The sequence below is a fragment of the Micromonospora sp. C28SCA-DRY-2 genome (assembly GCF_030519475.1).
Lineage (GTDB): Bacteria > Actinomycetota > Actinomycetes > Mycobacteriales > Micromonosporaceae > Micromonospora.
The window spans coordinates 241,649-262,258 of sequence record NZ_JAUMKD010000006.1; the positions used below are offsets into that span (position 1 = coordinate 241,649).

Annotated in this window: 16 protein-coding genes and 1 tRNA gene; 10 read left to right on the top strand and 7 right to left on the bottom strand. The window is 75.1% G+C overall.

Features of this window, described 5'->3' with window-relative positions:
- Window positions 1-58: 58 nt before the first annotated feature.
- A complete protein-coding gene (locus Q3W71_RS23970; protein WP_302921681.1) occupies window positions 59-4,306 on the top strand; it encodes a CHAT domain-containing protein in 4,248 nt (1,415 codons plus the stop codon).
- Window positions 4,307-4,445: 139 nt separating this feature from the next.
- Here Q3W71_RS23970 and Q3W71_RS23975 read toward each other — a convergent pair whose 3' ends face one another.
- Together Q3W71_RS23975 and Q3W71_RS23980 are read right to left on the bottom strand one after the other, a co-directional pair.
- Window positions 4,446-5,057: a hypothetical protein gene (locus tag Q3W71_RS23975; protein ID WP_302921682.1), complete on the bottom strand. Its 612-nt coding sequence runs from the start codon at window positions 5,055-5,057 to the stop codon at window positions 4,446-4,448.
- Window positions 5,054-5,482 carry a hypothetical protein gene (locus tag Q3W71_RS23980; RefSeq protein ID WP_302921683.1) on the bottom strand — a complete coding sequence of 143 codons (429 nt, stop codon included), beginning with the start codon at window positions 5,480-5,482 and terminating at the stop codon, window positions 5,054-5,056. The genes Q3W71_RS23975 and Q3W71_RS23980 overlap by 4 nt, the downstream gene beginning before the upstream one ends.
- A gap of 209 nt (window positions 5,483-5,691) precedes the next feature.
- Between Q3W71_RS23980 and Q3W71_RS23985 the strand changes: the two genes are divergently transcribed.
- The 4 genes from Q3W71_RS23985 to Q3W71_RS24000 all read left to right on the top strand — a co-directional run bounded on the left by Q3W71_RS23985 (window position 5,692) and on the right by Q3W71_RS24000 (window position 9,312).
- Complete coding sequence (locus Q3W71_RS23985; protein ID WP_302921684.1) at window positions 5,692-6,057, top strand: YciI family protein; 366 nt, start codon at window positions 5,692-5,694, stop codon at window positions 6,055-6,057.
- Window positions 6,058-6,433: 376 nt separating this feature from the next.
- Window positions 6,434-7,882 (top strand): pyruvate kinase, encoded by a 1,449-nt coding sequence (pyk, locus tag Q3W71_RS23990; protein ID WP_302921685.1) that lies wholly within the window; start codon window positions 6,434-6,436, stop codon window positions 7,880-7,882.
- On the top strand, window positions 7,879-8,763 hold the full coding sequence (locus Q3W71_RS23995; protein WP_302921686.1) for an acyl-CoA thioesterase II: 885 nt from the start codon (window positions 7,879-7,881) through the stop codon (window positions 8,761-8,763). The genes pyk and Q3W71_RS23995 overlap by 4 nt, the downstream gene beginning before the upstream one ends.
- 78 nt (window positions 8,764-8,841) lie before the next feature.
- A complete protein-coding gene (locus Q3W71_RS24000) occupies window positions 8,842-9,312 on the top strand; it encodes an Rrf2 family transcriptional regulator (protein WP_302921687.1) in 471 nt (156 codons plus the stop codon).
- 24 nt (window positions 9,313-9,336) lie between these two features.
- On the opposite strand, the gene Q3W71_RS24005 is transcribed toward Q3W71_RS24000, so the two are convergent.
- Window positions 9,337-10,761 carry a pyridoxal-dependent decarboxylase gene (locus tag Q3W71_RS24005; RefSeq protein ID WP_302921688.1) on the bottom strand — a complete coding sequence of 475 codons (1,425 nt, stop codon included), beginning with the start codon at window positions 10,759-10,761 and terminating at the stop codon, window positions 9,337-9,339.
- Between the two features lie 221 nt (window positions 10,762-10,982).
- Here Q3W71_RS24005 and Q3W71_RS24010 point away from each other — a divergent pair, with 221 nt between their 5' ends.
- Complete coding sequence (locus tag Q3W71_RS24010; RefSeq protein WP_302921689.1) at window positions 10,983-13,229, top strand: cellulose binding domain-containing protein; 2,247 nt, start codon at window positions 10,983-10,985, stop codon at window positions 13,227-13,229.
- A gap of 210 nt (window positions 13,230-13,439) precedes the next feature.
- Here Q3W71_RS24010 and Q3W71_RS24015 read toward each other — a convergent pair whose 3' ends face one another.
- The gene (locus Q3W71_RS24015; RefSeq protein ID WP_302921690.1) at window positions 13,440-14,456 is read right to left on the bottom strand and encodes an LLM class flavin-dependent oxidoreductase; all 1,017 of its coding nucleotides are present in this window, start codon (window positions 14,454-14,456) and stop codon (window positions 13,440-13,442) included.
- Window positions 14,457-14,490: 34 nt separating this feature from the next.
- Window positions 14,491-14,970 (bottom strand): Lrp/AsnC family transcriptional regulator, encoded by a 480-nt coding sequence (locus Q3W71_RS24020; RefSeq protein ID WP_302921691.1) that lies wholly within the window; start codon window positions 14,968-14,970, stop codon window positions 14,491-14,493.
- Between the two features lie 83 nt (window positions 14,971-15,053).
- Between Q3W71_RS24020 and Q3W71_RS24025 the strand changes: the two genes are divergently transcribed.
- Complete coding sequence (locus Q3W71_RS24025; RefSeq protein ID WP_302921692.1) at window positions 15,054-16,232, top strand: PLP-dependent aspartate aminotransferase family protein; 1,179 nt, start codon at window positions 15,054-15,056, stop codon at window positions 16,230-16,232.
- Between the two features lie 37 nt (window positions 16,233-16,269).
- On the opposite strand, the gene Q3W71_RS24030 is transcribed toward Q3W71_RS24025, so the two are convergent.
- Window positions 16,270-17,019 (bottom strand): transcriptional regulator, encoded by a 750-nt coding sequence (locus Q3W71_RS24030; protein ID WP_302921693.1) that lies wholly within the window; start codon window positions 17,017-17,019, stop codon window positions 16,270-16,272.
- Between the two features lie 34 nt (window positions 17,020-17,053).
- Window positions 17,054-17,127 (bottom strand) — tRNA-Leu (locus tag Q3W71_RS24035).
- 106 nt (window positions 17,128-17,233) lie between these two features.
- On the opposite strand from Q3W71_RS24035, the gene Q3W71_RS24040 reads away from it, so the two are divergent.
- The 3 genes from Q3W71_RS24040 (at window position 17,234) to Q3W71_RS24050 (ending at window position 20,585) form a co-directional block, all read left to right on the top strand.
- Window positions 17,234-17,854, top strand: coding sequence for an ANTAR domain-containing response regulator (locus Q3W71_RS24040; RefSeq protein ID WP_302921694.1), 621 nt, complete (start codon window positions 17,234-17,236; stop codon window positions 17,852-17,854).
- A gap of 54 nt (window positions 17,855-17,908) precedes the next feature.
- Complete coding sequence (locus Q3W71_RS24045) at window positions 17,909-19,087, top strand: hypothetical protein (RefSeq protein WP_302921695.1); 1,179 nt, start codon at window positions 17,909-17,911, stop codon at window positions 19,085-19,087.
- 349 nt (window positions 19,088-19,436) lie between these two features.
- Window positions 19,437-20,585: a branched-chain amino acid ABC transporter substrate-binding protein gene (locus tag Q3W71_RS24050; RefSeq protein WP_302921696.1), complete on the top strand. Its 1,149-nt coding sequence runs from the start codon at window positions 19,437-19,439 to the stop codon at window positions 20,583-20,585.
- Window positions 20,586-20,610 lie beyond the last annotated feature (25 nt).

Sequence of the window (20,610 nt, forward strand, 5' to 3'; positions counted from 1 at the left end):
GTCGTACCGTTCTGCTACCCCTGAGGGAGCACGGCGGGAGCCGACCGGGGGAGGCCCGATGTGGCGACGGAACACCGATCCAGTAGGTCGCCTGCGCCGGCGGCTGGACGCGTTCGGCTCCACCATGGACCCTCGGCACGTGCTCGACCCGGCGGCGATGCGGGACGCGGACGCGGTCGCCGACCTCGTCGCGGGGGCGGCCCGCCGCGACCGCGTCGACGACGCCACGGCGGAGGCCGTCTTCCTCATCGCCTGCCTGCACTGGTACCGGTACCAGGTGTTGCCGGCCGGCCAGGACCAGGCCGACCTGGATCACGCGGTGCTGCTCACCGAGATGCTGCTGGCCGCCGCCCCCGACAAGGTGCCGCCCTCGCTGGCGGCGATGCTGCGGGTGCACGGCCCCCGGTCCACCGCCGCCCGTGGCGGCGTGCCGGGGCAGCGGTCCGCGCCCCCCGACGCGGGCGCCCGCTCGGGCTCGCCCGGTCGGGCGGGTTCGCCCGCCGGTCCGGGCTCGTCCGGCGAGGAGGCGATGGGGCTGTTCCTGGAGGCGGTACGGCTGATGGGCGGGGCCGAGCGCAGCGGCGACTACTCGGCCGCCGAGCGCGCCACCGACCTGCTGCGCCGGGCCGTCGCCGGCACGCCCGCGGGTGACCCCGCCCGGCTGCACTACCTCTCCGCGCTCGGCAAGGCACACCGGGACCTGTTCCTGCACCGGGGCCGGTCGCCGGAGCACCTGCGGCGGGCGGTCGAGGCGCACCGGGAGAGCCTGGAATCCACGCCGGCGGGTGACCGGGAACGCCCGGTGCGGATGTTCCACCTCGGCAACGTGTTCGGCGACAGCTACGAGCTCAGCGGTGACCGGGCCGCGCTGGACAGGTCGATCACCCTGCTCGGCGACGCGGCCCGGGCCGCCGGGGCGGACCCCCGGATCCGGGCCATGGCCCGGGCCAACCTCGGCCAGCGGCTGCGCGACCGGTGGCGGTCGCGCCACGATCCGGCCGACCTGGAGCGGGCGGTCGAGGCCCTCACCGCGGCCGCCGAGGGCATGGCCGACCCGCGGCTGACCGTGCTGCTCGGCAGCGTCCTGGCCGACCGGTTCGTACGCGCCCAGGCCGCCGCCGACCGGGACGCCGCGATCGAGGCGTACCGCGCCGCGCTGGCCGCCGGCGGGCTCGACCGGGAACTGGCCGGCGTGGCCCGGGTCGGCCTGGCCGCGCTGCTCGGCGCCCGGCACGAGGCCGACGGCGACCCCGCCGACCTGGACGCGGCGATCGACGCCCACCTGGCCGCCGTCGCCGACGGGCCGAACCCGGACGGCCTGCGCCACGCCGCCGGCAAGCTGCTCGAACAGCGGTACGCCCGGGACCGGCGCGCCGCCGACCTCGACAACGCGATCCACCTGCTACGGCTCGGGGTCGCCGGCGCCTCCGACGACACCGAGCGGGCGGTCCGCCTCGCCGACCTCGCGCACGCGCTGCACAGCTGGCACGCCGCTCTGGACGGGTTCGACGCGCTGCGCGCCGCCGAGGACGCGCTGCGCGAAGCGGAGCGGCTGCTCCCGGCCGGGCACCCCGACCGCCCGAACGTGCTGAACAACCTCGGCGACCTGTGGCGGGAGATCGCCGACCGGACGGGCGCGGCCGACCGGCTGGAGCCGGCCGCCGCGGTGCTGCGGGAGGCGGTGGCCACGGCCCGGCCCGACTCACCGGAGCTGCCGGTGTACCTGTCCAACCTCGGCCTGGTGTTGCAGACCCTGTTCGCCCGCACCCAGGACCTGGCCACCCTGACCGAGGCGGTCGAGGTGCTGCACCGGGCCGTCGCCACGAGCCCGGCCGAGCACCCGGACCGCTTTCTCGCCCTGACCAACTACGGCTCGGCGCTCAACCGCCGGGTCGAGGTGACCCTCGCCGCCCCGGGGGGCGTGGTCGAACCTGCCAGGCCGGACGTGGCGGCTGCGGTGGCGGCGCTGCGCGAGGCGGCGGACCTGGCACGGCGGGGCGCGGAGGCACGGGAGACCGGCCTGGCCCTCGGCACGCTGGCGCTGGCCAACCTGCTGCGCCACCAGGTGACCGGTGAGCCGGCGGCGCTCGACGAGGCGGTCGACGCGCTGGTGGCGGCCCGCGACGTCACCGACGGGAGCGGCCCGGAGCGGCACCGGCTGTCGATCAACCTCGGCAACATGCTGCTGCTGCGGTTCTGCCGGATCGGTCGCTCCGCAGACCTCGCCGCGGCCATCCGGGCCTACCGGGAGGCGCCGACCGGCCTCCCCGCCGGGCACCCCGACCGGGCGATGTGCCTGCTCAACCTGGCCGTCGCGCTGGACGAGGCGGCCGCCCGGGCCGGCGGCGGCGTCCCGGTCCTCGGCGGCGGCGCGCGGCCGGCCGAACCCGACCCGGCGGCGACCGCGCCCGCCGGGGAGTGGTCCGGCACCTCGCCCGGCGCGCTGCGCGCCGAGGCGCTCGCCGCGCTGCGCGAGGCCGCCGCCGTCGAGGCCGCGCCCTCGCTGTTGCGGGCCACCGCCGCCCGGCGGTACGCCACCCTCGCCGAGCACCTCGGCGACCTGCCCGCCGCCCTGACCGGGTACGCCTCGGCCATCGAGCTGATCGACCTGGTCGCCTGGCACGGCATGAATCCGGACGACCAGGCCCGGCTGCTGGCCCTGTTCCCCGGGCTGGCCGGGGCGGCCGCCGCGTGCGCCGTCGACGCGGGGCGGCCGGAGCGGGCGGTGGAGCTGCTGGAGTACGGCCGGGGAGTGCTGCTCACCCGGGTCCGCGACGCCCGGGTCAGCCTCGACGCGCTCCGCGACCGGGCGCCGGAGCTGGCCGACCGGTTCGCCGAGGTGCAGGCCGAACTGGACGGCCTCAGCCAGAACTGGGCCCTGGCCACCACAACCGCGGGTGCCGCACCGGCCACCGGCGCGGCGGTCGGCGGGCCGGCCATCGGCGGCGACAGCGAAGCGCCGGCCGGGAACTCCGAGCGGCGGCACGAGCTGGCCGTCCGGCGGCGGGAGCTGCTGGCCGACATCCGCCGGCTGCCCGGCTTCGCGGACTTCCTCCGCCCACCCGTCTTCGCCGACCTGGCCCGGGCCGCCGGCCGGGGTCCGGTCGTGCTGGTCAACGTGGCGCGGCGCCGCTGCGACGCGCTGGTGGTCGACGGCGGCGGCGTCCGGGTGGTCCCGCTGCCGCAGCTGACCTCGGCCGACCTGGTCGACCGGGTGGTCACCTTCCTCACCGCGATCGGCACGGCCACCGCGCCTCCCGGCACCGCGCCCGCCGGATCGGGCACCGCGCCCGCCGGATCGGACACCGCGCCCGCGGGCTCGGGCGGCGCACCTGCGGGGCCGGGCGGCGCACCTGCGGGGCCGGGCGCCACGCCCACCGCACCCGGCGCGCCCGGTGGCGGGCCGGGCGAGGCGTTGGCCGACCAGCGGCGCCGGCTGGCGGCCCGGCGGACGATCACCGGGACCCTCGACTGGCTGTGGCAGGCGGTGGCCCGCCCGGTGCTCGACGACCTCGGCCCGGCGACCGCCGGCCGCACCGACCTGACCCGCCTCTGGTGGTGCCCGACCGGGCTGCTCAGCCTGCTGCCCCTGCACGCCGCCGGCCCGCCCACCGGCGACGGGGCGCTGGACCGGGTCGTCCCGTCGTACACGGCCTCGCTGCGGGAGCTGCTGCGCGCCGACGACGGCCGGGCCGCCGGCTCCGCCGCGGTGGACGCGGCGCTCTTCGTCGGCCTGCCGCAGACCCCGGGCCTGGCCGACCTGCCCGGCGTCGCGCGGGAGCAGGAGATCGTGGCCCGGCACCTGGCCCGGGTGCGGCCGCTGACTGGCCCGGCGGCCACCCGGGAGGCGGTGCTCGCCGCGCTGGCCGGCCGCCCGGTCGCCCACCTGTCCTGCCACGGCACCCAGGACCTGGCCGCCCCGGCCCTCGGCCGGCTCGCGCTCGCCGACGGCCCGCTGCACGTGCGTGACCTGTGGCAGCTCCGCGCGACCGCGCCGGCCGGGCTGGCGGTGCTCTCCGCCTGCGAGACGGTACGCGGCGGAGCGGCCCTGCCCGACGAGACGATCAGCCTCGGCACCGCTTTCCAGCTCGCCGGCTTCCGGCACGTGATCGGCTCGCTCTGGTCCATCTCGGACGCGGTCACCGTCCGGCTCTGCGACCGCCTCTACGCCGGCCTGGCGGCCGGGCCGGGCCGGATCGACCCGGAGCGGGCCGCCGTCGCCCTGCACGGCGCGGTCCGCGAGACCCGGCACGCGCTGCGCGAGGCCCCCGAACTCTGGGCCGCCTACGTGCACGTCGGCCCCTGACCCCCGACCCGCCAGCTCCGTTCCCCGCCTCCCGTCGCCGGGGCCGTGCGCGGTCCACGGATCGTCGGGTCCCGTGGCCGGGCCGCCGGCCGCGGGTCGTGACCGACCGGCCGTTGGGTGCCGGTCCGGCCCGTCCCGTTCAACAGGCCGGTACCGCCTTGATCGTGGTGGTGTCGGTCATCGGCACCTGGACCGGTCCGGTCGCGGTGCGGACCGTCAGCGTCCCGCCGGTCGTCGCGGTGACCGTCCCGCAGACCGGACCGGCGCCACCGCCGACCTGCACGAACGGGCCGGTGCGCGGCGGGCCGTACCAGGTCACGCCGACCGCGGCGACCAGCAGCGCGGCGCAGAGCAGCACCAGGCCCACCCCGGTGCGCAGGGCGCGGACCGCGGCCACCACCTCCTGGTGGTCGCCCATCGGCGGGGGCGGCAGCGTGGCCACCGGCGTGACGGCCAGCCGCCCGTGCGCGGCGCGCAGCAGCGCCAGCGCGCCCACCGCGCCGGTGACCAGCGCGGCCAGCAGCAGCACGCCGACCAGCGTCGCCCAGCCCGGGGCGAGCGTGCCCACGTCGGTGCGGCCCCGGATCAGGCTGAAGCCGACCAGGGCGAGCAGCAGGGCGCCGAGCCCGTTGCGCCAGGCCAGCGCGGCGGACCGGACCCGCTCCAACTCGGCGCGCAGCAGCCCGGCCAGCGCCTGCGCCTGGCGCAGGTCCGCCACCGTGGCCGGCGGCCCGGGGCGCAGCCGGATCACGGCTCGGCGTCCAGCCGCAGGGTCCAGTACGCGCCGCAGCCGACCTGCCCCTCCGCCCGGTACGGGTGGGCGACCTCGCAGGTGCAGAAGATCGTCCGGTAGCTCGGTGGGGGTGGCCCGGTCGACCCCCGGGGCGCGGGCACCCCGGCCGGCTCGACGGCCGCGCTGGCCGCCGACCCGGCCGGGGTGCCGCCGGCCGGCCCGTCCGGGTCGAGCGGCGGGGCGGGCGGGGCTTCCCGGCGGAACACCGAGTCGACCAGGGCGAAGGTGATCGGGTCCTGGCAGCGCGGGCAGCCGCCGCTGAGCACGACGGCCGTGCCGAACTCGCGCACCGTGAAGGTGGCCGCCGCCTCCAGGGCGTACGCCTCGTCGGTGACCTCGGCGTACGGCAGCGGCGCCGGCTGCGTCCGTGCCCGATCGTCCATCCGCGACCTCCGATGACCAGACCCGTGACCGGACCGTCCACGGTAGTCGTCCGGCGCATCCCGGTCCGCCGACCGGCCGGCGGACCGGCGGCCCGCACCGCACCGGGTCCGCCCGGGTGGGCGCCAGTTGGCCCGAGCGACCGCGCGCCGCGACCGCGCGTGGGACGCTGGGCGCAGGTTACCGAGATCCGGCGGAGCAGGGGGGCGTCATGGCCGGAGTGCCGCAGGTCGACTTCGCGCTCGACACGTACGAGTGCATCGTGCTGTATCCGGGCGCGGCCGGGCGGGCGCTGCCGGCGGAGACGGTCCAGCGGTTGCAGTCCGAGCACGCCGAGCACATGCAGGCGCTGCAACGGCGGGGGATCGTGCTGGTCGCCGGCTCGGTGGACGGCCCGGCCCGCAACCCGGAACCGCCGATCGGCTTCGGCCTGGCCCGTACCGGCTCGGTGGACGACGTGCGCAGCGTGATGGAGGCCGACCCGGCGGTCCAGGCGGGGCTCTACCGGGTGGACGTGATGACCTTCCTCTGCCCGGCCGGTTCGCTGGAGTTTCCGCTGGTCAAGACGGAGGGTTGAGCCGGCGACCAGCGACGGTTGTCGTCATCGCGACGGCGCCGGGCCGGCGCCCGCTGCTACCGTCGCCGGGTCAGGACCGCCGCCCGACGCGCCGGGCGCCGGCGGCCGGCCCCGGTCCAGGAGCCGCCATGACCGCCGCCGGACACCCCGCCGCAACCGGGCGCGCCGGCCAGCGGGCCCGCCGGGAGCACCCGGGGGCGCGCTCGCGGCGGGGGCGTACGATTCCCGGCGCGCGGTCGCCGATGCCCGCCACCTCAACGTTCCCGGCGCGGGTTCCGCCCGCCGGCTGCGCGCGGATCGCGCGTCGTTGGACAATTTGTTCCGCAGTCCCGCGAGGGGTCGGCCCGAAGTGCGACCCGGAGGAGAGACTAGCCTGATGGGCGTGACACGCCGCGCGAAGATCGTCTGCACCCTTGGCCCCGCCACCTCGTCGCCGGAACGGATCCGAGGGCTCGTCGAGGCGGGCATGAACGTGGCCCGGCTCAACTTCAGCCACGGCAGCCACGCCGACCACGAGGCGGTGTACCGGCTGGTGCGCGAGGCGGCCGACGCGGCCGGCCGGCCGGTGGCGGTGCTGGCCGACCTCCAGGGGCCGAAGATCCGGCTGGGCCGGTTCGCCGACGGCCCGCACGAGTGGCGTACCGGCGACTCGGTGGTGATCACCGGCGACGACGTGATGGGCACCAAGGACCGGGTCTCCTGCACCTACCGGAAGCTGCCGCAGGAGGTGAAGCCCGGTGACCGGCTGCTGATCGACGACGGCCGGGTGGCGGTGGAGGTCACCGACGTCACCGGCAACGACATCCGCTGCCTGGTCACCGAGGGCGGACCGGTCTCCAACAACAAGGGCGTGTCGCTGCCCAACGTGGCGGTCAGCGTGCCGGCCCTCTCCGAGAAGGACGCCGAGGACCTGCGCTTCGCCCTCGGCCTCGGCGTCGACCTGGTCGCCCTCTCCTTCGTCCGCTCCGCCGACGACATCAAGCTGGTGCACGCGATCATGACCGAGGTCGGGGTGCACCGGCCGGTGCTGGCCAAGGTCGAGAAGCCGGAGGCGGTCGACCACCTCGAGGCGATCGTGCTGGCCTTCGACGGCGTCATGGTCGCCCGCGGCGACCTCGGCGTCGAGCTGCCGCTGGACCAGGTCCCGCTGGTGCAGAAGCGCGCGGTGCAGCTGTGCCGGGAGAACGCCAAGCCGGTCATCGTCGCCACCCAGATGCTCGACTCCATGATCGAGAACTCCCGGCCGACCCGCGCGGAGGCCTCCGACGTGGCCAACGCGGTGCTCGACGGCGCCGACGCGGTGATGCTCTCCGGCGAGACCAGCGTCGGCAAGTACCCGGTGCTCACCGTCAGCACCATGGCCAAGATCGTCACCACCACCGAGTCCGGCTCGATCGGGGTGCCCCGGCTCCAGCACGACCCGCGTACCCACGGCGGCGCGCTCACCGTCGCCGCCTCCTCGATCGCCCGGGCCATCGGCGCCAAGGCGATGGTCGCCTTCTCGCAGACCGGCGACACCGTGCGGCGGCTGTCCCGGCTGCACTGCGACCTGCCGCTGCTGGCCTTCACCCCGGTGCCCGAGGTGCGCAACCAGCTGGCGCTCTCCTGGGGCGTGGAGACCTTCCTGATGCCGTTCGTCGAGCACACCGACGACATGTTCCGCCAGGTCGACCAGGCGCTGCTCGGGCTCAACCGGGCCAACCCCGGCGACTACGTGGTGATCGTCGCCGGCAGCCCGCCCGGCACCCCCGGCTCGACCAACACGCTGCGCGTACACCAGCTCGGGTCGCTGGTCGACGCGGCGTCCGCGCGGGCGCTGCAGTGACCGCCGACCAGGTCGCGGTCGGCCAGGCCGCCGTCGACCAGCTGCTGGAGGTCCTCGACCTCACCCCGACCGGCGAGATGACCTTCCGGGGGATCAGCCCGCCGGTCGGCCCGCAGCGGGTGTACGGCGGCCAGGTCGCCGGCCAGGCGCTGGTCGCCGCCGGGCGGACCGTCGACCCGGAGCGCTTCGTGCACTCGCTGCACGGCTACTTCGTGCGGGCCGGCGACCCGGCCGAGCCGATCGCCTACGAGGTGGAGAACATCCGCGACGGCCGGTCCTTCTCGGTGCGCCGCTGCGTCGCGCTCCAGCACGACAAGCCGATCTTCTTCATGTCGGCCTCGTTCCAGCGGACCGAGGAGGGGCTGGACCACCACGCCCCGCTGCCGCCGGACGTGCCCGGTCCGGACGAGGTCCCGACCATGACCGACCGGCTCTCCCGCTACCCGGAGCGGCTGGGCATCTGGGGGCAGATCCCGCGCCCGATCGACGTGCGCTACGTCGGCGAGCCCGGCTGGGTACGCCCCGGCGACCGGCCCGCCGATCCGCACCAGCGGGTCTGGATGCGCATCGACGGCAAGCTGCCCGACGACCCGCTGCTGCACGCCTGCGCGCTGGCCTACGCCAGCGACCTCACCCTGCTGGACTCGGTGCTCTCGGTGCACGGCGAGGTCTGGGGCCCGGGCGGGGTGGTGGGCGCCAGCCTCGACCACGCCCTCTGGTTCCACCGGCCGTTCCGCGCCGACGAGTGGTTCCTCTACGACTGCTGGAGCCCGTCGGCGTCCGGCGCCCGGGGGCTGGCCACCGGCCGGATGTTCACCCGCGACGGCCGGCAGATCGCCAGCGCCGTCCAGGAGGGTCTGCTGCGTCGCGTCGGGGCGTGAGCCCGCCCGGCGGCGTGTCCGGCGATCGGCCGAGGGGTGATCGTCCGGGTGGGGGGAGCGGCAGCTAACCTTGCCGGCATGCGCCTCTCCGCCCGGGTCGACTACGCCCTTCGAGCGGTCGTCGAGCTCGCCTCGGTGACCGGCGGCGCCGGCGTCGGGCGGGGTCGGCCGGTCACCGCCGAGCAGATCGCCCGCGCCCAGGAGATCCCGCCGAAGTTCCTGGAGAGCATCCTGCTGCAGCTGCGCCGGGGCGGCATCGTGCAGGCCCAGCGCGGCCCCGAGGGCGGCTACTGGCTGGCCCGCCCGGCCGAGGAGATCTCGCTGGCCGAGGTGATCCGGGTGATCGACGGCCCGCTGGCGCACGTCCGCGGGCAGCGCCCGGAGCAGCTCGGCTACCACGGCGCGGCCCGTGCGTTGCAGGACGTCTGGATCGCCCTGCGGGCCACCGAGCGGGAGATCCTCGAACTGGTCACGGTGGCCGACGTGGCCAGCGGCACCCTGCCCGGGCGGATCACCGAACTGGTCGCCGACCCGCGCGCCTGGACCTGAGCCCCGCCGCCCGGGCGGCGGCGCTCACTCCTCGTCGGCGGCGGCGCTGAGCAGCTCCCACGCCTCGTCGACGTGCGCCTGCCCGGTGAACGGGGAGCCGACGGCCAGCCGCAGCGTGTACCGGCCGGCCACCCGGGTCTGGGTCAGGTGCACCCGGCCGGTGGCGTTGACCCGGGCCAGCAGCCGGGCGTTCGCCTCGTCACCGGCCCGCAGCCGGAAGCAGACCAGCGAGAACGGGTGCGGCGCGGCCAGCTCGAACCGCTCGTCGGCACGGACCCGGTCGGCGAACCGGGCGGCCAGCGCCACCCCGGTGCGGATGTGCGCCCGCAGCCCCTCGACGCCGTACCAGCGCAGCACGAACCACAGCTTGAGCGCCCGGAACCGGCGGCCCAGCGGCACCTGCCAGTCCCGGTAGTCGATCACCGCGCCGGACTCGCTGGCGGCGTTGCGCAGGTACTCCGGCAGCACCGTCAACGCCTCGATCAGCGAAGCCCGGTCGGCCACCCAGAACGCGTCGCAGTCGAAGCCGGTGAGCAGCCACTTGTGCGGGTCGAAGCAGTACGAGTCGGCGTACTCCAGCCCCGCGTGCGACCAGCGCAGCTCCGGGCAGACCGCCGCCGCGCCCGCGTACGCGGCGTCGACGTGCAGCCAGACGCCGTACTCGGCGCAGATCGCCCCGATCGCCGGCAGCGGGTCCACCGCCGTGGTGGAGGTGGTGCCGATGGTCGCCACCACCAGCGCCGGCACCTCACCGGCCGCCAGGTCCGCCTCGATCGCGGTGCGCAGCGCGGCCGGATCCATGGCCAGCGTCGCCGGGTCGACCTCGACCGGGCGGACGCCCTCCTCCCCGAGCCCGGCGATCAGCGCGGCCTTCTCCACCGACGAGTGCGCCTGGGTCGAGGTGTAGACCCGGTAGCGCCGGTCCACCCCGGCCCGCCGCCACCGGCCGCCGCCGGCCCGGTGCAGCGCGGCGAGGGTCGCCACCAGCGTCGCCGAGGACGCCGAGTCCTGGATCACCCCGCCGCCGCTGCCGGTCGACCGGAACCGCTTCGGCAGGTCGAGCAGGTCGGCCAGCCAGTCCAGCATCGCCGTCTCCAGCTCGGTGGCGGCCGGCCCGGTCGCCCAGAGCATGCCCTGCACGCCCAGCCCCGAACTGACCAGGTCGCCGAGGACGCTGGGGCCGCTGGTGTTGGCCGGGAAGTAGCCGAAGAACCCGGGATGCTGCCAGTGCGTCAGCCGGGGGGCGACCAGCGCGTCCAGGTCGGCCAGGACGGCGTCGACCGGCTCCCCGTGCTCGGTCGGGCCGGGCGGCAGCGCCGCGGTCAGGGCACCGGGCGGATCCGGCGAGGTCACCCGGCGCCGCTCCAGCGTCGCCCAGTAGTCGGCGATCCAGTCCACCACGGCGTGCCCGGCGCGGCGGAACTCCTCGGGGGTCATGTGCTCGGCCACCCGACGAGTCGATCAATAAACCGCCCGGCCGGCAAGAGGGTGACCGATTGTGCCGGGTCCACCACGGCCGTAGCATCGCAGAGGCGCGGAGCCGCCTTCCCGACGCCCGCCACGCGCGTCGGGCCTCTTGCCGTCAGCACGGCGTACGCCCTCCCCGCCGGCCCCGGGCAGGCCGGCGGTGTCCGGCCGCCGCGCGCCCCCACCTCTCCGGAGGGCTCCGCATGCCTGTCACCCCCCGCCGCGTCGCGCTGCTCGCCGCGGCCGCCGCGGCCGCTCTCGCCGCCGGCACCCTGACCAGCCTCACCGCCGCCGCGGCCGCCGCCGGTTGCCGGGTCGACTACCGGGTCACCAACCAGTGGCCCGACGGTTTCGGCGCCGACGTCGCGGTCACCAACCTCGGCGACCCGATCACCGGTTGGACGCTCACCTGGACCTTCCCGGCCGGCCAGCGGGTCGGCCAGGCGTGGAACGCCACGGTCAGCCAGTCCGGTGCCGAGGTCACCGCCCGCAACCTCGACTGGAACGCCGCCCTCGGCACCGACGGCACCACCGGCTTCGGCTTCGTCGGCAGCTGGACCGGGGGCAACCCGGCCCCGAGCAGCTTCGCCCTCAACGGCACCACCTGCACCGGCGCCCCACCCACCTCGGCGCCGCCGACCACCAGCCCACCGCCCACCAGCCCGCCGCCGACCAACCCGCCGCCCGGGGCGGTGCAGGTGGAGGACCTCGACCGGGGCCTGGTCAGCGTGCGCTCCGGCACCGGCAACCTGGTCTCCTGGCGGCTGCTGGGCACCGAGACCACCGGCGTCGGGTTCAACCTCTACCGGGGCGGCACCCGGGTGAACAGCAGCCCGATCACCGGCGCCACCAACCACCTCGACGCGGGCGCGCCCGCCGGGGCCGCGTACACGGTGCGGGCCGTGGTCGGCGGCGCGGAACAGCCCGCGTCGCCGCCCGCGCTCCAGTTCCCCGCCGGCTATCTCGACGTGCCGTTGCAGGTGCCGGCCGGCGGCACCACCCCGAGCGGCGAGGCCTACACCTACTCCGCCAACGACGCCTCCGTCGGCGACCTCGACGGCGACGGCCGCTACGAGATAGTGCTCAAGTGGGAGCCGTCCAACGCCAAGGACAACTCCCAGTCCGGCTACACCGGCACCGTGCAGGTCGACGCGTACACCCTCACCGGCACCCGGCTGTGGCGGATCGACCTGGGCCGCAACATCCGCGCCGGCGCCCACTACACCCAGTTCCAGGTGTACGACTACGACGGCGACGGCCGGGCCGAGGTGGCCATGAAGACCGCCGACGGCACCCGCTCCGGCACCGGCCAGGTGATCGGCAACGCCGCGGCCGACCACCGCAACTCCAGCGGCTACGTGCTCACCGGGCCGGAGTACCTGACCATGTTCGACGGCCGCACCGGCGCCGCCCTCTCCACCGTCGACTACGACCCGCCGCGCGGCACCGTCTCCTCCTGGGGCGACAACTACGGCAACCGGGTCGACCGGTTCCTCGCCGCCACCGCCTACCTGGACGGGCAGCGGCCGTCACTGGTGATGGCGCGCGGCTACTACACCCGGGCCGTCGTCGCCGCCTGGGACTTCCGCGACGGCACCCTGCGCAAGCGGTGGACCTTCGACTCCAACGCCGCCGGCAACGCCGCCGCGGCCGGGCAGGGCAACCACAACCTCTCGGTGGCCGACGTCGACGCCGACGGCCGCCAGGAGATCGTCTACGGCTCCGCCACCATCGACGACGACGGCCGGCTCCGGTACGCCACCGGCTTCGGCCACGGCGACGCCCTGCACGTCGGCGACCTCCTGCCCGGCCGCGCCGGCCTGGAGGTGTTCACCATCCACGAGTCCGGCAGCGCCCCCGCGGCCGACCTGCACGACGCCCGTACCGGCCAGGTGCTCTGGCAGCGGCCGAACAACGGCGGCGCGGAGGGCCCCGGGCGCGGGGTCGCCGCGGACATCCACGCCGGCAGCGCGGGCGCCGAGTTCTGGGGCGCCGGCACCAACATGGGCAACCTCTACAACGGCTCCGGCGGCAGTATCGGGCGCAACCCCTCGTCGGCGAACTTCCTCGCCTGGTGGGACGGCGACCCGGTCCGGGAACTGCTCGACGGCACCCGGATCGACAAGTACGGCACCGGCGGGGACACCCGCCTGCTCACCGCGAGCGGGGTGGCGGCGAACAACGGCACCAAGGCCACCCCGGCGCTCTCCGCCGACCTGGTCGGCGACTGGCGCGAGGAGGTCGTCTGGCGCACCACCGACAGCCGGGCGCTGCGGATCTACAGCACCCCGACGCCGACCGGCACCCGGATCCACACCCTGATGCACGACCCGCAGTACCGGGTGGCGGTCGCCTGGCAGAACACCGCCTACAACCAGCCCCCGCACCCGAGCTTCTTCATCGGCGACGCCATGCCCACGCCGCCCACCCCGAACGTCTACCTCCGCTGACCCGGGCCCGCTGACCCGCGCCCGCCGGCCCGGCCCCGCCGGGCCGGCGGCTGGCACCGGGCCGCGGCCGCGGAATCCGCCCAGCCGCGGCCCGGTGCGCCACACCGCGGCATCCCCGACCCGTCCCGACCGGGAATGCCGTACCACCACCGGCACCAACGTTAGGCACCCACCGCGTCGCGGGGGTGACGCCGGCGTGAAGATCGTGTTTCAGCGGCGCAGGCCGCCGGCCACCTGCTCGGCGATCAACTGGTACGACCGCACCCGGTCGGCGACGTCGTAGACCAACGTGGTCAGCATCAGCTCGTCCGCGCCGGTCCGGGCCAGCAGGTCGGTCAGCTGCCGGCGGACCGTCTCCGGCGAGCCCATCGCCTGGCCCTCCCGGCGCTGCTCGACGAACTCCCGCTCGATCTCGGTGTACGGGTACGCCGCCGCCTCGTCCGGGGTGGCCAGCGGCTCCGGCCGACCCGAGCGCAGCTTCAGGAACGACAGCGCGCTCGGCCCGGCCAGCCACTCGGCCCGCTCGTCGGTCTCCGCGCAGACCGCGTTCACCGCGACCATCACGTACGGCCGCTCCAGCCAGCGCGACGGCCGGAAGCTCTCCCGGTACAGCGCCAGCGCGGGCAGCGTGTTCTGCGCGCTGAAGTGGTGCGCGAAGGAGAACGGCAGCCCGAGCAGCCCGGCCAGCCGGGCGCTGAACCCGCTCGAACCCAGCAGCCAGATCGCCGGCTGCTGGCCGCGCCCCGGCGTCGCCACGATCGGCCCCGGCCGTTCCCCGCTGAAGTAGTTCATCAGGTCGGCCAGCTCCTGCGGGAAGCCCTCCGCCGACAGCCCCTCCATCGTCCGGCGCAACGCCAGCGCGGTCATCTGGTCGGTGCCCGGCGCCCGCCCGATGCCCAGGTCGATCCGGCCCGGGTGCAGCGCCTCCAGGGTGCCGAACTGCTCGGCCACCACCAGCGGCGCGTGGTTGGGCAGCATCACCCCGCCCGAACCCAGCCGGATCGTGCTGGTGTGCGCGGCCAGGTGGGCGAGCAGCACCGCCGGCGCCGACGAGGCGATCGCCGGCATGTTGTGGTGCTCGGCCACCCAGAACCGGTGGTAACCCAGCTCCTCGGTCCGCCGGGCCAGCTCGGTGGTGTGCCGCAGCGCCTCGCCGGCGGTGGCGCCGGCCGCGACCGGAGCAAGATCAAGAACAGAGAGCGGTACGTCGATCACACGGCTGGCCAACCCCCGGCTCGCCGGATTTGTTCCCGACAGCGACTCAGCCCACCCCGCGGGCCTGCTCGAAGATGAGGCTGGTCTGGGTGTGCTGCACCGCCGGATCCACCGCCAGGTGGTCCAGCACGAAGTCCCGCAGCGCGTCGGCCGACGCCGCCCGCACGTGCAGCACGTAGTCGTCCGCGCCGGCCACGTGGAACACCGCCACCACCCCGGGCAGCCGCACCGACCGGGCCCGGAACGCGTCCACCACCGGACGCTCGTGCGCGGTCAGCCGCACCGACACCAGCGCCTGCAACGGCAGGCCCACCGCCGCCGGATCCACCTCCGCGTGGAAGCCCCGGATCGCCCCGCACTCGCGCAGCGCGCGGGTGCGGGCCAGGCAGGTCGACGGGGCCACGCCCACCCGCTCGGCCAGGGCGTTGTTCGGCAACCGGCCGTCCGCGGCCAGCTCGGCCAGGATCGCGCGGTCGACGTCGTCCAGCGCCGCGAAGCGCCGCACATCATTCGCTACAGGGGGCATGACAGCATCCTCCACCGAATCCCTGCGGTGCGCCAACGGGATTCGCCGAATCATCTGCGGAAGTGTTGCCACTAATCGGCGCTATGTTCGATGCTCTCCGCATGACGACCGTGGACACCCGAGCCGTGCACGCCGGCCGCGACGACCTCGCCGCCCTCGGCGTCCACGTGCCGCCGATCGACCTCTCCACCACCAACCCGCTGCCCTCGGTCGACGCCGGCGGCGACGCCTACGAGAGCCTGGCCACCGGCGGCACCCTCCCGTCCGGCGCCAGCGCCGTCTACCAGCGGCTGTGGAACCCCACCGTGGCCCGCTTCGAGACCGCCCTCGCCACCCTGGAAGGCACCGCCGAAGCCGTCGCCTTCGCCAGCGGCATGGCCGCCCTCACCGCCACCCTGCTCGCCGCCACCTCCGACGGCCGCCGCCACGTCGTCGCCGTCCGCCCCCTCTACGGCGGCACCGACCACGTCCTCGCCACCGGCCTGCTCGGCACCACCGTCACCTGGGCCCGCCCGCACGAGGTCGCCGCCGCCGTCCGCCCCGACACCGCGCTGGTCGTCCTCGAGACGCCGGCCAACCCCACCCTCGACCTCGTCGACATCGCCGCCGTCGCCCACGCCGCCGGCGACGTACCGCTGCTCGTCGACAACACCGTCGCCACCCCGGTGCTCCAGCAACCCGCCCGGCACGGCGCCGCGCTCGTCCTGCACAGCGCCACCAAGAGCATCGGCGGCCACGGCGACGTCCTCGCCGGCGTCGTCGCCTGCGACACCGGCTGGGCCACCCGGCTGCGCCAGGTGCGCGCCCTCACCGGCGCGATCCTGCACCCGCTCGGCGGCTACCTGCTGCACCGCGGCCTGCAGACTCTCCCCGTGCGGGTGCGCGCCCAGCAGGCCGGCGCGGAGAAGTTGGCCGGCTGGCTCGCCGACCACCCCGCCGTGACCCGCGTGCACCACCCCTCGCTGCACGATCCCGCCGGGCTCGTCGGCCGGCAACTGACCGGCACCGGCAGCCTGCTCGCCTTCGAGGTACGCGGCGGCGCCCCCGCCGCGGCGGCGGTGGCGAACGCCTGCCGGCTGATCACCCACGCGGTGTCGCTGGGCGGCGTCGACACGCTCATCCAGCACCCGGCCTCGCTGACCCACCGCCCGGTCGAGGGCGAGGCGAAGCCCGCCGGCGGGTTGCTGCGCGTCTCCGTCGGCCTGGAGGACCCGGAGGACCTGCGCGACGACCTCGCCCGGGCGCTCGCCGAACTGGGCTGACCGGCGGCCGGGTCGCCGGCGGCCGGTGCGCCTCCCTTCAGGACTTCGGGCCGACGTGCCGGTCCAGCGCGGCGACCGCCTCCCGCCGCGCCACCGACAGCGAGTTGCGGCGGTTCATCCGCCAGGCGATGCCGAGCAGGTCCAGCGCCCACTGGCAGAGGCTCATGATGTCCGCCGACTCGTTGGTGAACATGTAGCGCGGGTAGACGTACTCCTTGCCGCGGACGACCACCCGATTGGCGAACCGGCACCCGTCGGAGTGGAACAGCCCGCGCAGGAAATGACCGGGGTGCGCGGCGACGATCTCCCGCTGCCAGTCGGTGAGAACGATGGGGCGCTCGTGCTTCCTGCCCGGCCCGTGCTGCGGTAGCAGGCAGGGCCAGTGCTTGCCGTAGCTCTGCACGCTGACGCAGCCCTGTTGCTGGACCCGCCGCACCCGAGCGGCGAGCACGTCGCGCATGGCCGTCTCGCAGGCGTCGATCAGGCCGGGCCAGACGTTGCCGCAACTGATCCTCAGCACCGGTACGCGCGCGGTGGCCACGAGGTGCCCGTCGCCCAGGTAGAGACCGAGCAGATAGCAGTAGGCCGGTTGATCTGTCGGATTGGCGACCTCGGGTCGGCAACGGAAGCACCGCAGCCCGGTGCCCTGGACGACTGCCTCCGGCCGCTCGCGGCACCACTCCCAGACGGTGCGGTAGGCGAGCCCGACGCTACGGGCCGCTTCGGAGACCCGGGCTCCGGACAGGTAGAGCCGCCGGGCGTGAGCGCGGACCTCGGGTGGATGCACGGGATGAGTGTCGAACGTCCGTACGACAGTTTCGTGTCCCCGGTGGGATTCGAACCCACACTGTCGGAGGTTTGAGCTCCGTTTCTCTACCGATTGGAATACGGGGACGTACTCGCGGAACGCTCTGGCGGCCCCTCACAGGGTACCCACTACGCTAAGGGCGGCGACATCCGGCTGGGCGGGTGTCGGGTTCTGACTGGTGGGGGTAGGGCTCGTGGCCGAGACGCAGACGGATGCCGAGCGCAGGCGGGTACTGATCGCCGAGGACGAGGCGCTCATCCGGCTGGACCTCGCCGAGATGCTGGCCGAAGAGGGCTACGAGGTGGTCGGGGAGGCCGGCGACGGCGAGACCGCCGTCCGGCTCGCCGAGGAGCTCAAGCCGGACCTGGTCATCCTCGACATCAAGATGCCGATCATGGACGGCCTGGCCGCCGCCGAGCGGATCGCCGGCGCGCGGATCGCCCCGGTGATCATCCTGACCGCGTTCAGCCAGCGCGACCTGGTGGAGCGGGCCCGGGCGGCCGGCGCGATGGCGTACCTGGTCAAGCCCTTCCAGAAGAGCGACCTGGTCCCGGCGGTGGAGATCGCGCTCTCCCGCTACTCGGAGATCGCCGCGCTGGAGGCGGAGGTCGCCGGGCTGACCGACCGGCTGGAGATCCGCAAGACCGTCGAGCGCGCCAAGGGCGCGCTGATGACGACGTACGGGATGACCGAGCCGCAGGCGTTCAAGTGGATCCAGCGCACCGCGATGGACCACCGGATGACCATGAAGGAGGTCGCCGAGCGGATCCTCGCCGAGACCGCCGGCGGCGAGGTGGCCCAGCCGACCTCCTGAGGTCGCCGGTTCGGGGGGCACCGCGACGGGCCGGTGATCGATAGCATCGGATCCATGGGTGGTCGGCGGTTGGTGGCGGTGCTCGGTGTGTCGGCCGTGCTGCTCGCCGGTTGCGAGGATGGCACCGCCCACGACGGCGACAACCCGCAGCCGGTCAGCCCGACCTGGCAGGAACTGACCCTGCCGGCGCCGCCGGGCCCGCCGGGGCGGCTGATCCTGCGCGACATGGTCGCCTGCGCCGGCCGGTGGTACCTGGTCGGCGGGGTGGCCGACGCGACGCGCGCGACCCGGCCGGCCGCCTGGACGAGCGGGGACGGCACCTCGTGGACCTCGCTGCCGATCGCCGCGGACTCCTTCTACGGCAAGCAGAACGTGCTCTACTCGGTCGGCTGCCGCGACGGGGTGGCCGCCGTGGTCGGCGCGAAGGTCGGCGGCGCGCACGGCTATCCGCGGGTGAGCACCTGGCGGCAGCGCGGCGACGGCACGCTGGTCGAGGTGGCGGCGTCGTTCGAGACCTACGGCGGGCCGAAGGCGGTCAACGTGTCCCGGTTGGCCGGCGGGCCGGCGGGCTGGTTGATCGTGGGTAACCGGTCCAGCGGCGCGGCGGCCTGGGTGTCGCCGGACGCGGCGGACTTCGTGCTGGTCGAGGCGGCGCCGGAGTTGGCGTCCGACACCCGCGGGGTGAGCTGGGCGTTCGACGCGGTCGCCGGGCCGGGGGGTTGGCTGGCCGTGGGCGGGGTGCTGCCGCGCGGCCGGATCGACCGGGATCCGGCGGCCTGGACGTCGGCGGACGGGCGGTCCTGGCGGCGGACGACCCTGCCGGGCACCAGCGACTACGAAGAGTTGCAGCGGGTGGTGATGGCCGGCGACACCGCTGTCGCGGTGGGGTTGCGGGGCCGGGCGTTCGGGACGTGGCGGCAGGCGCCGGGGGCCGACTGGGCGGCAGCCGGTGGCTTCGGTGCGCTCGGCGCGGGTGGGGTGCCGTCGGTGAGCTCGCTGGTGGCCTCCGGCGGGTGGCTGTTGGCGGCGGTCTCCGACGGGGCGCGGCACAGCGTGTGGGCGTCGTCGGACCTCGGCGGGTCGTGGCACGAGGTGGTCCCCGCGACGCAGTTGCCGGCCGGGGCGGATCGGGACGTCAGCCTCCTGGCGGTGGGGGAGCGCTGGTGGCTGGTGGCGGACGACGGCACCCGCAGCGGGTTCTGGTGGGCTCCGGCGGCCCCGGCGCCGGGGTGACGCGAGGCCGGTCGCCGGCCGCTGCCGGGTGATCGATTCGGGTCATTGACCAGCCGGGAGTCGACCGGTTGGCGGGGGTTCGGGCCGTCCCGCGATTCGGTCAGCCAACCGCCTAAGGACCGGTCAGGGGATTGACCTGTTACGGGAAATGTTTGGATCCCGCGCGCCTTCGTAACGGTTTCGCAGACCCCGGCTCTAGGCCTTCCGAGACCGTATGAGTGTCGGTACGCTCCGCCATCACGAGCCGTAACGCAGGGGGCGTCCCTGCGGGGTGGGTGGAACTGCGGGTTGCTGGCTGTCCCCGTCGGTGGGGTTGGTCGGGCCCGCATCTGGAGGAGGTCAGGAAGCCGTGAGGCGAAGCTATGTACGGGCGCTCGGCACTGCCGCGCTCGCCGCGACCCTGGTTGTCGCAGCTGGTTGCCAGGACTCGGGCGGCGAAGGCGGCACCGCGTCCGGCGACTGCGGCGGCAAGATCGCGATCTTCGGTGCGTTCACCGGTGACAACGCGGGTCTGGTGATCCCGTCGCTGAACGGCGCGAAGCTCGCCGTGAAGCAGCACAACGAGAAGAACCCGGACTGCAAGGTCACCATGCAGGAGTTCGACACCCAGGGCGACCCGGCGGTGGCGACTCCGTTCGCGAACCAGATCGCCGGCGACAACTCGTTCCTCGGCGTCATCGGTGGCCACTTCTCCGGTGAGTCGGACGCGACCATGCCGATCTACCAGGCCGCCGGCCTGGCGATGGTGGCCCCGTCGGCCACCCGGACCGACCTGACCCAGAAGGGCAACACGTCCTTCTTCCGGGTGGTCGGCCACGACGGCACGCAGGCCGGCGCGGTGGCGACCTACATGAAGGCGCAGAACGCGCAGAAGGTCTTCGCGATCGACGACGGCAGCGCCTACGGCGCTGGCATCACCGCCGAGCTGGGCAAGAACCTCGGCGGCACGCTGGTCGGCAGCGACAAGATCCAGGAGCGGCAGTCGCAGTTCGACGCCACCATCTCCAAGATCAAGGCGGCGCAGGCCGACTTCGTCTTCTACGGCGGCTACACCCGTGAGGCCGCTCCGCTGGTGCGCCAGATGCGCGCCGCCGGTGTCCAGGCCAAGTTCGTCGGCCCGGACGGTCTCTACGACCCGGCGTTCCCGCAGGGTGCCTCCGGCGGTGCCGAGGGCGCGATCATCACCTGCCCGTGCCTCCCGGCCGACAAGGCCGGCGGCACCTTCTCCGCCGACTACCAGAAGGAGTACGGCCAGGCGCCGGGTTCCTACGGTGCGGAGGGCTTCGACGCCGCGCAGATCTACCTGGACGCGTTCAAGGACGGCAAGAAGAGCCGGGCCGACATCCTGGCCTACGTGAAGTCCTACGACAAGCAGGGCGTGTCGAAGTACATCAAGTTCGACGACAAGGGTGACGTCGACCCGACGAAGGTCGTCATCTGGGCGTACCAGATCAAGGGCACGGCGATCGAGCCGCTGCAGGAGCTCAAGCTCAGCTGACGACAGCACTGGAGTACGGCCGGGG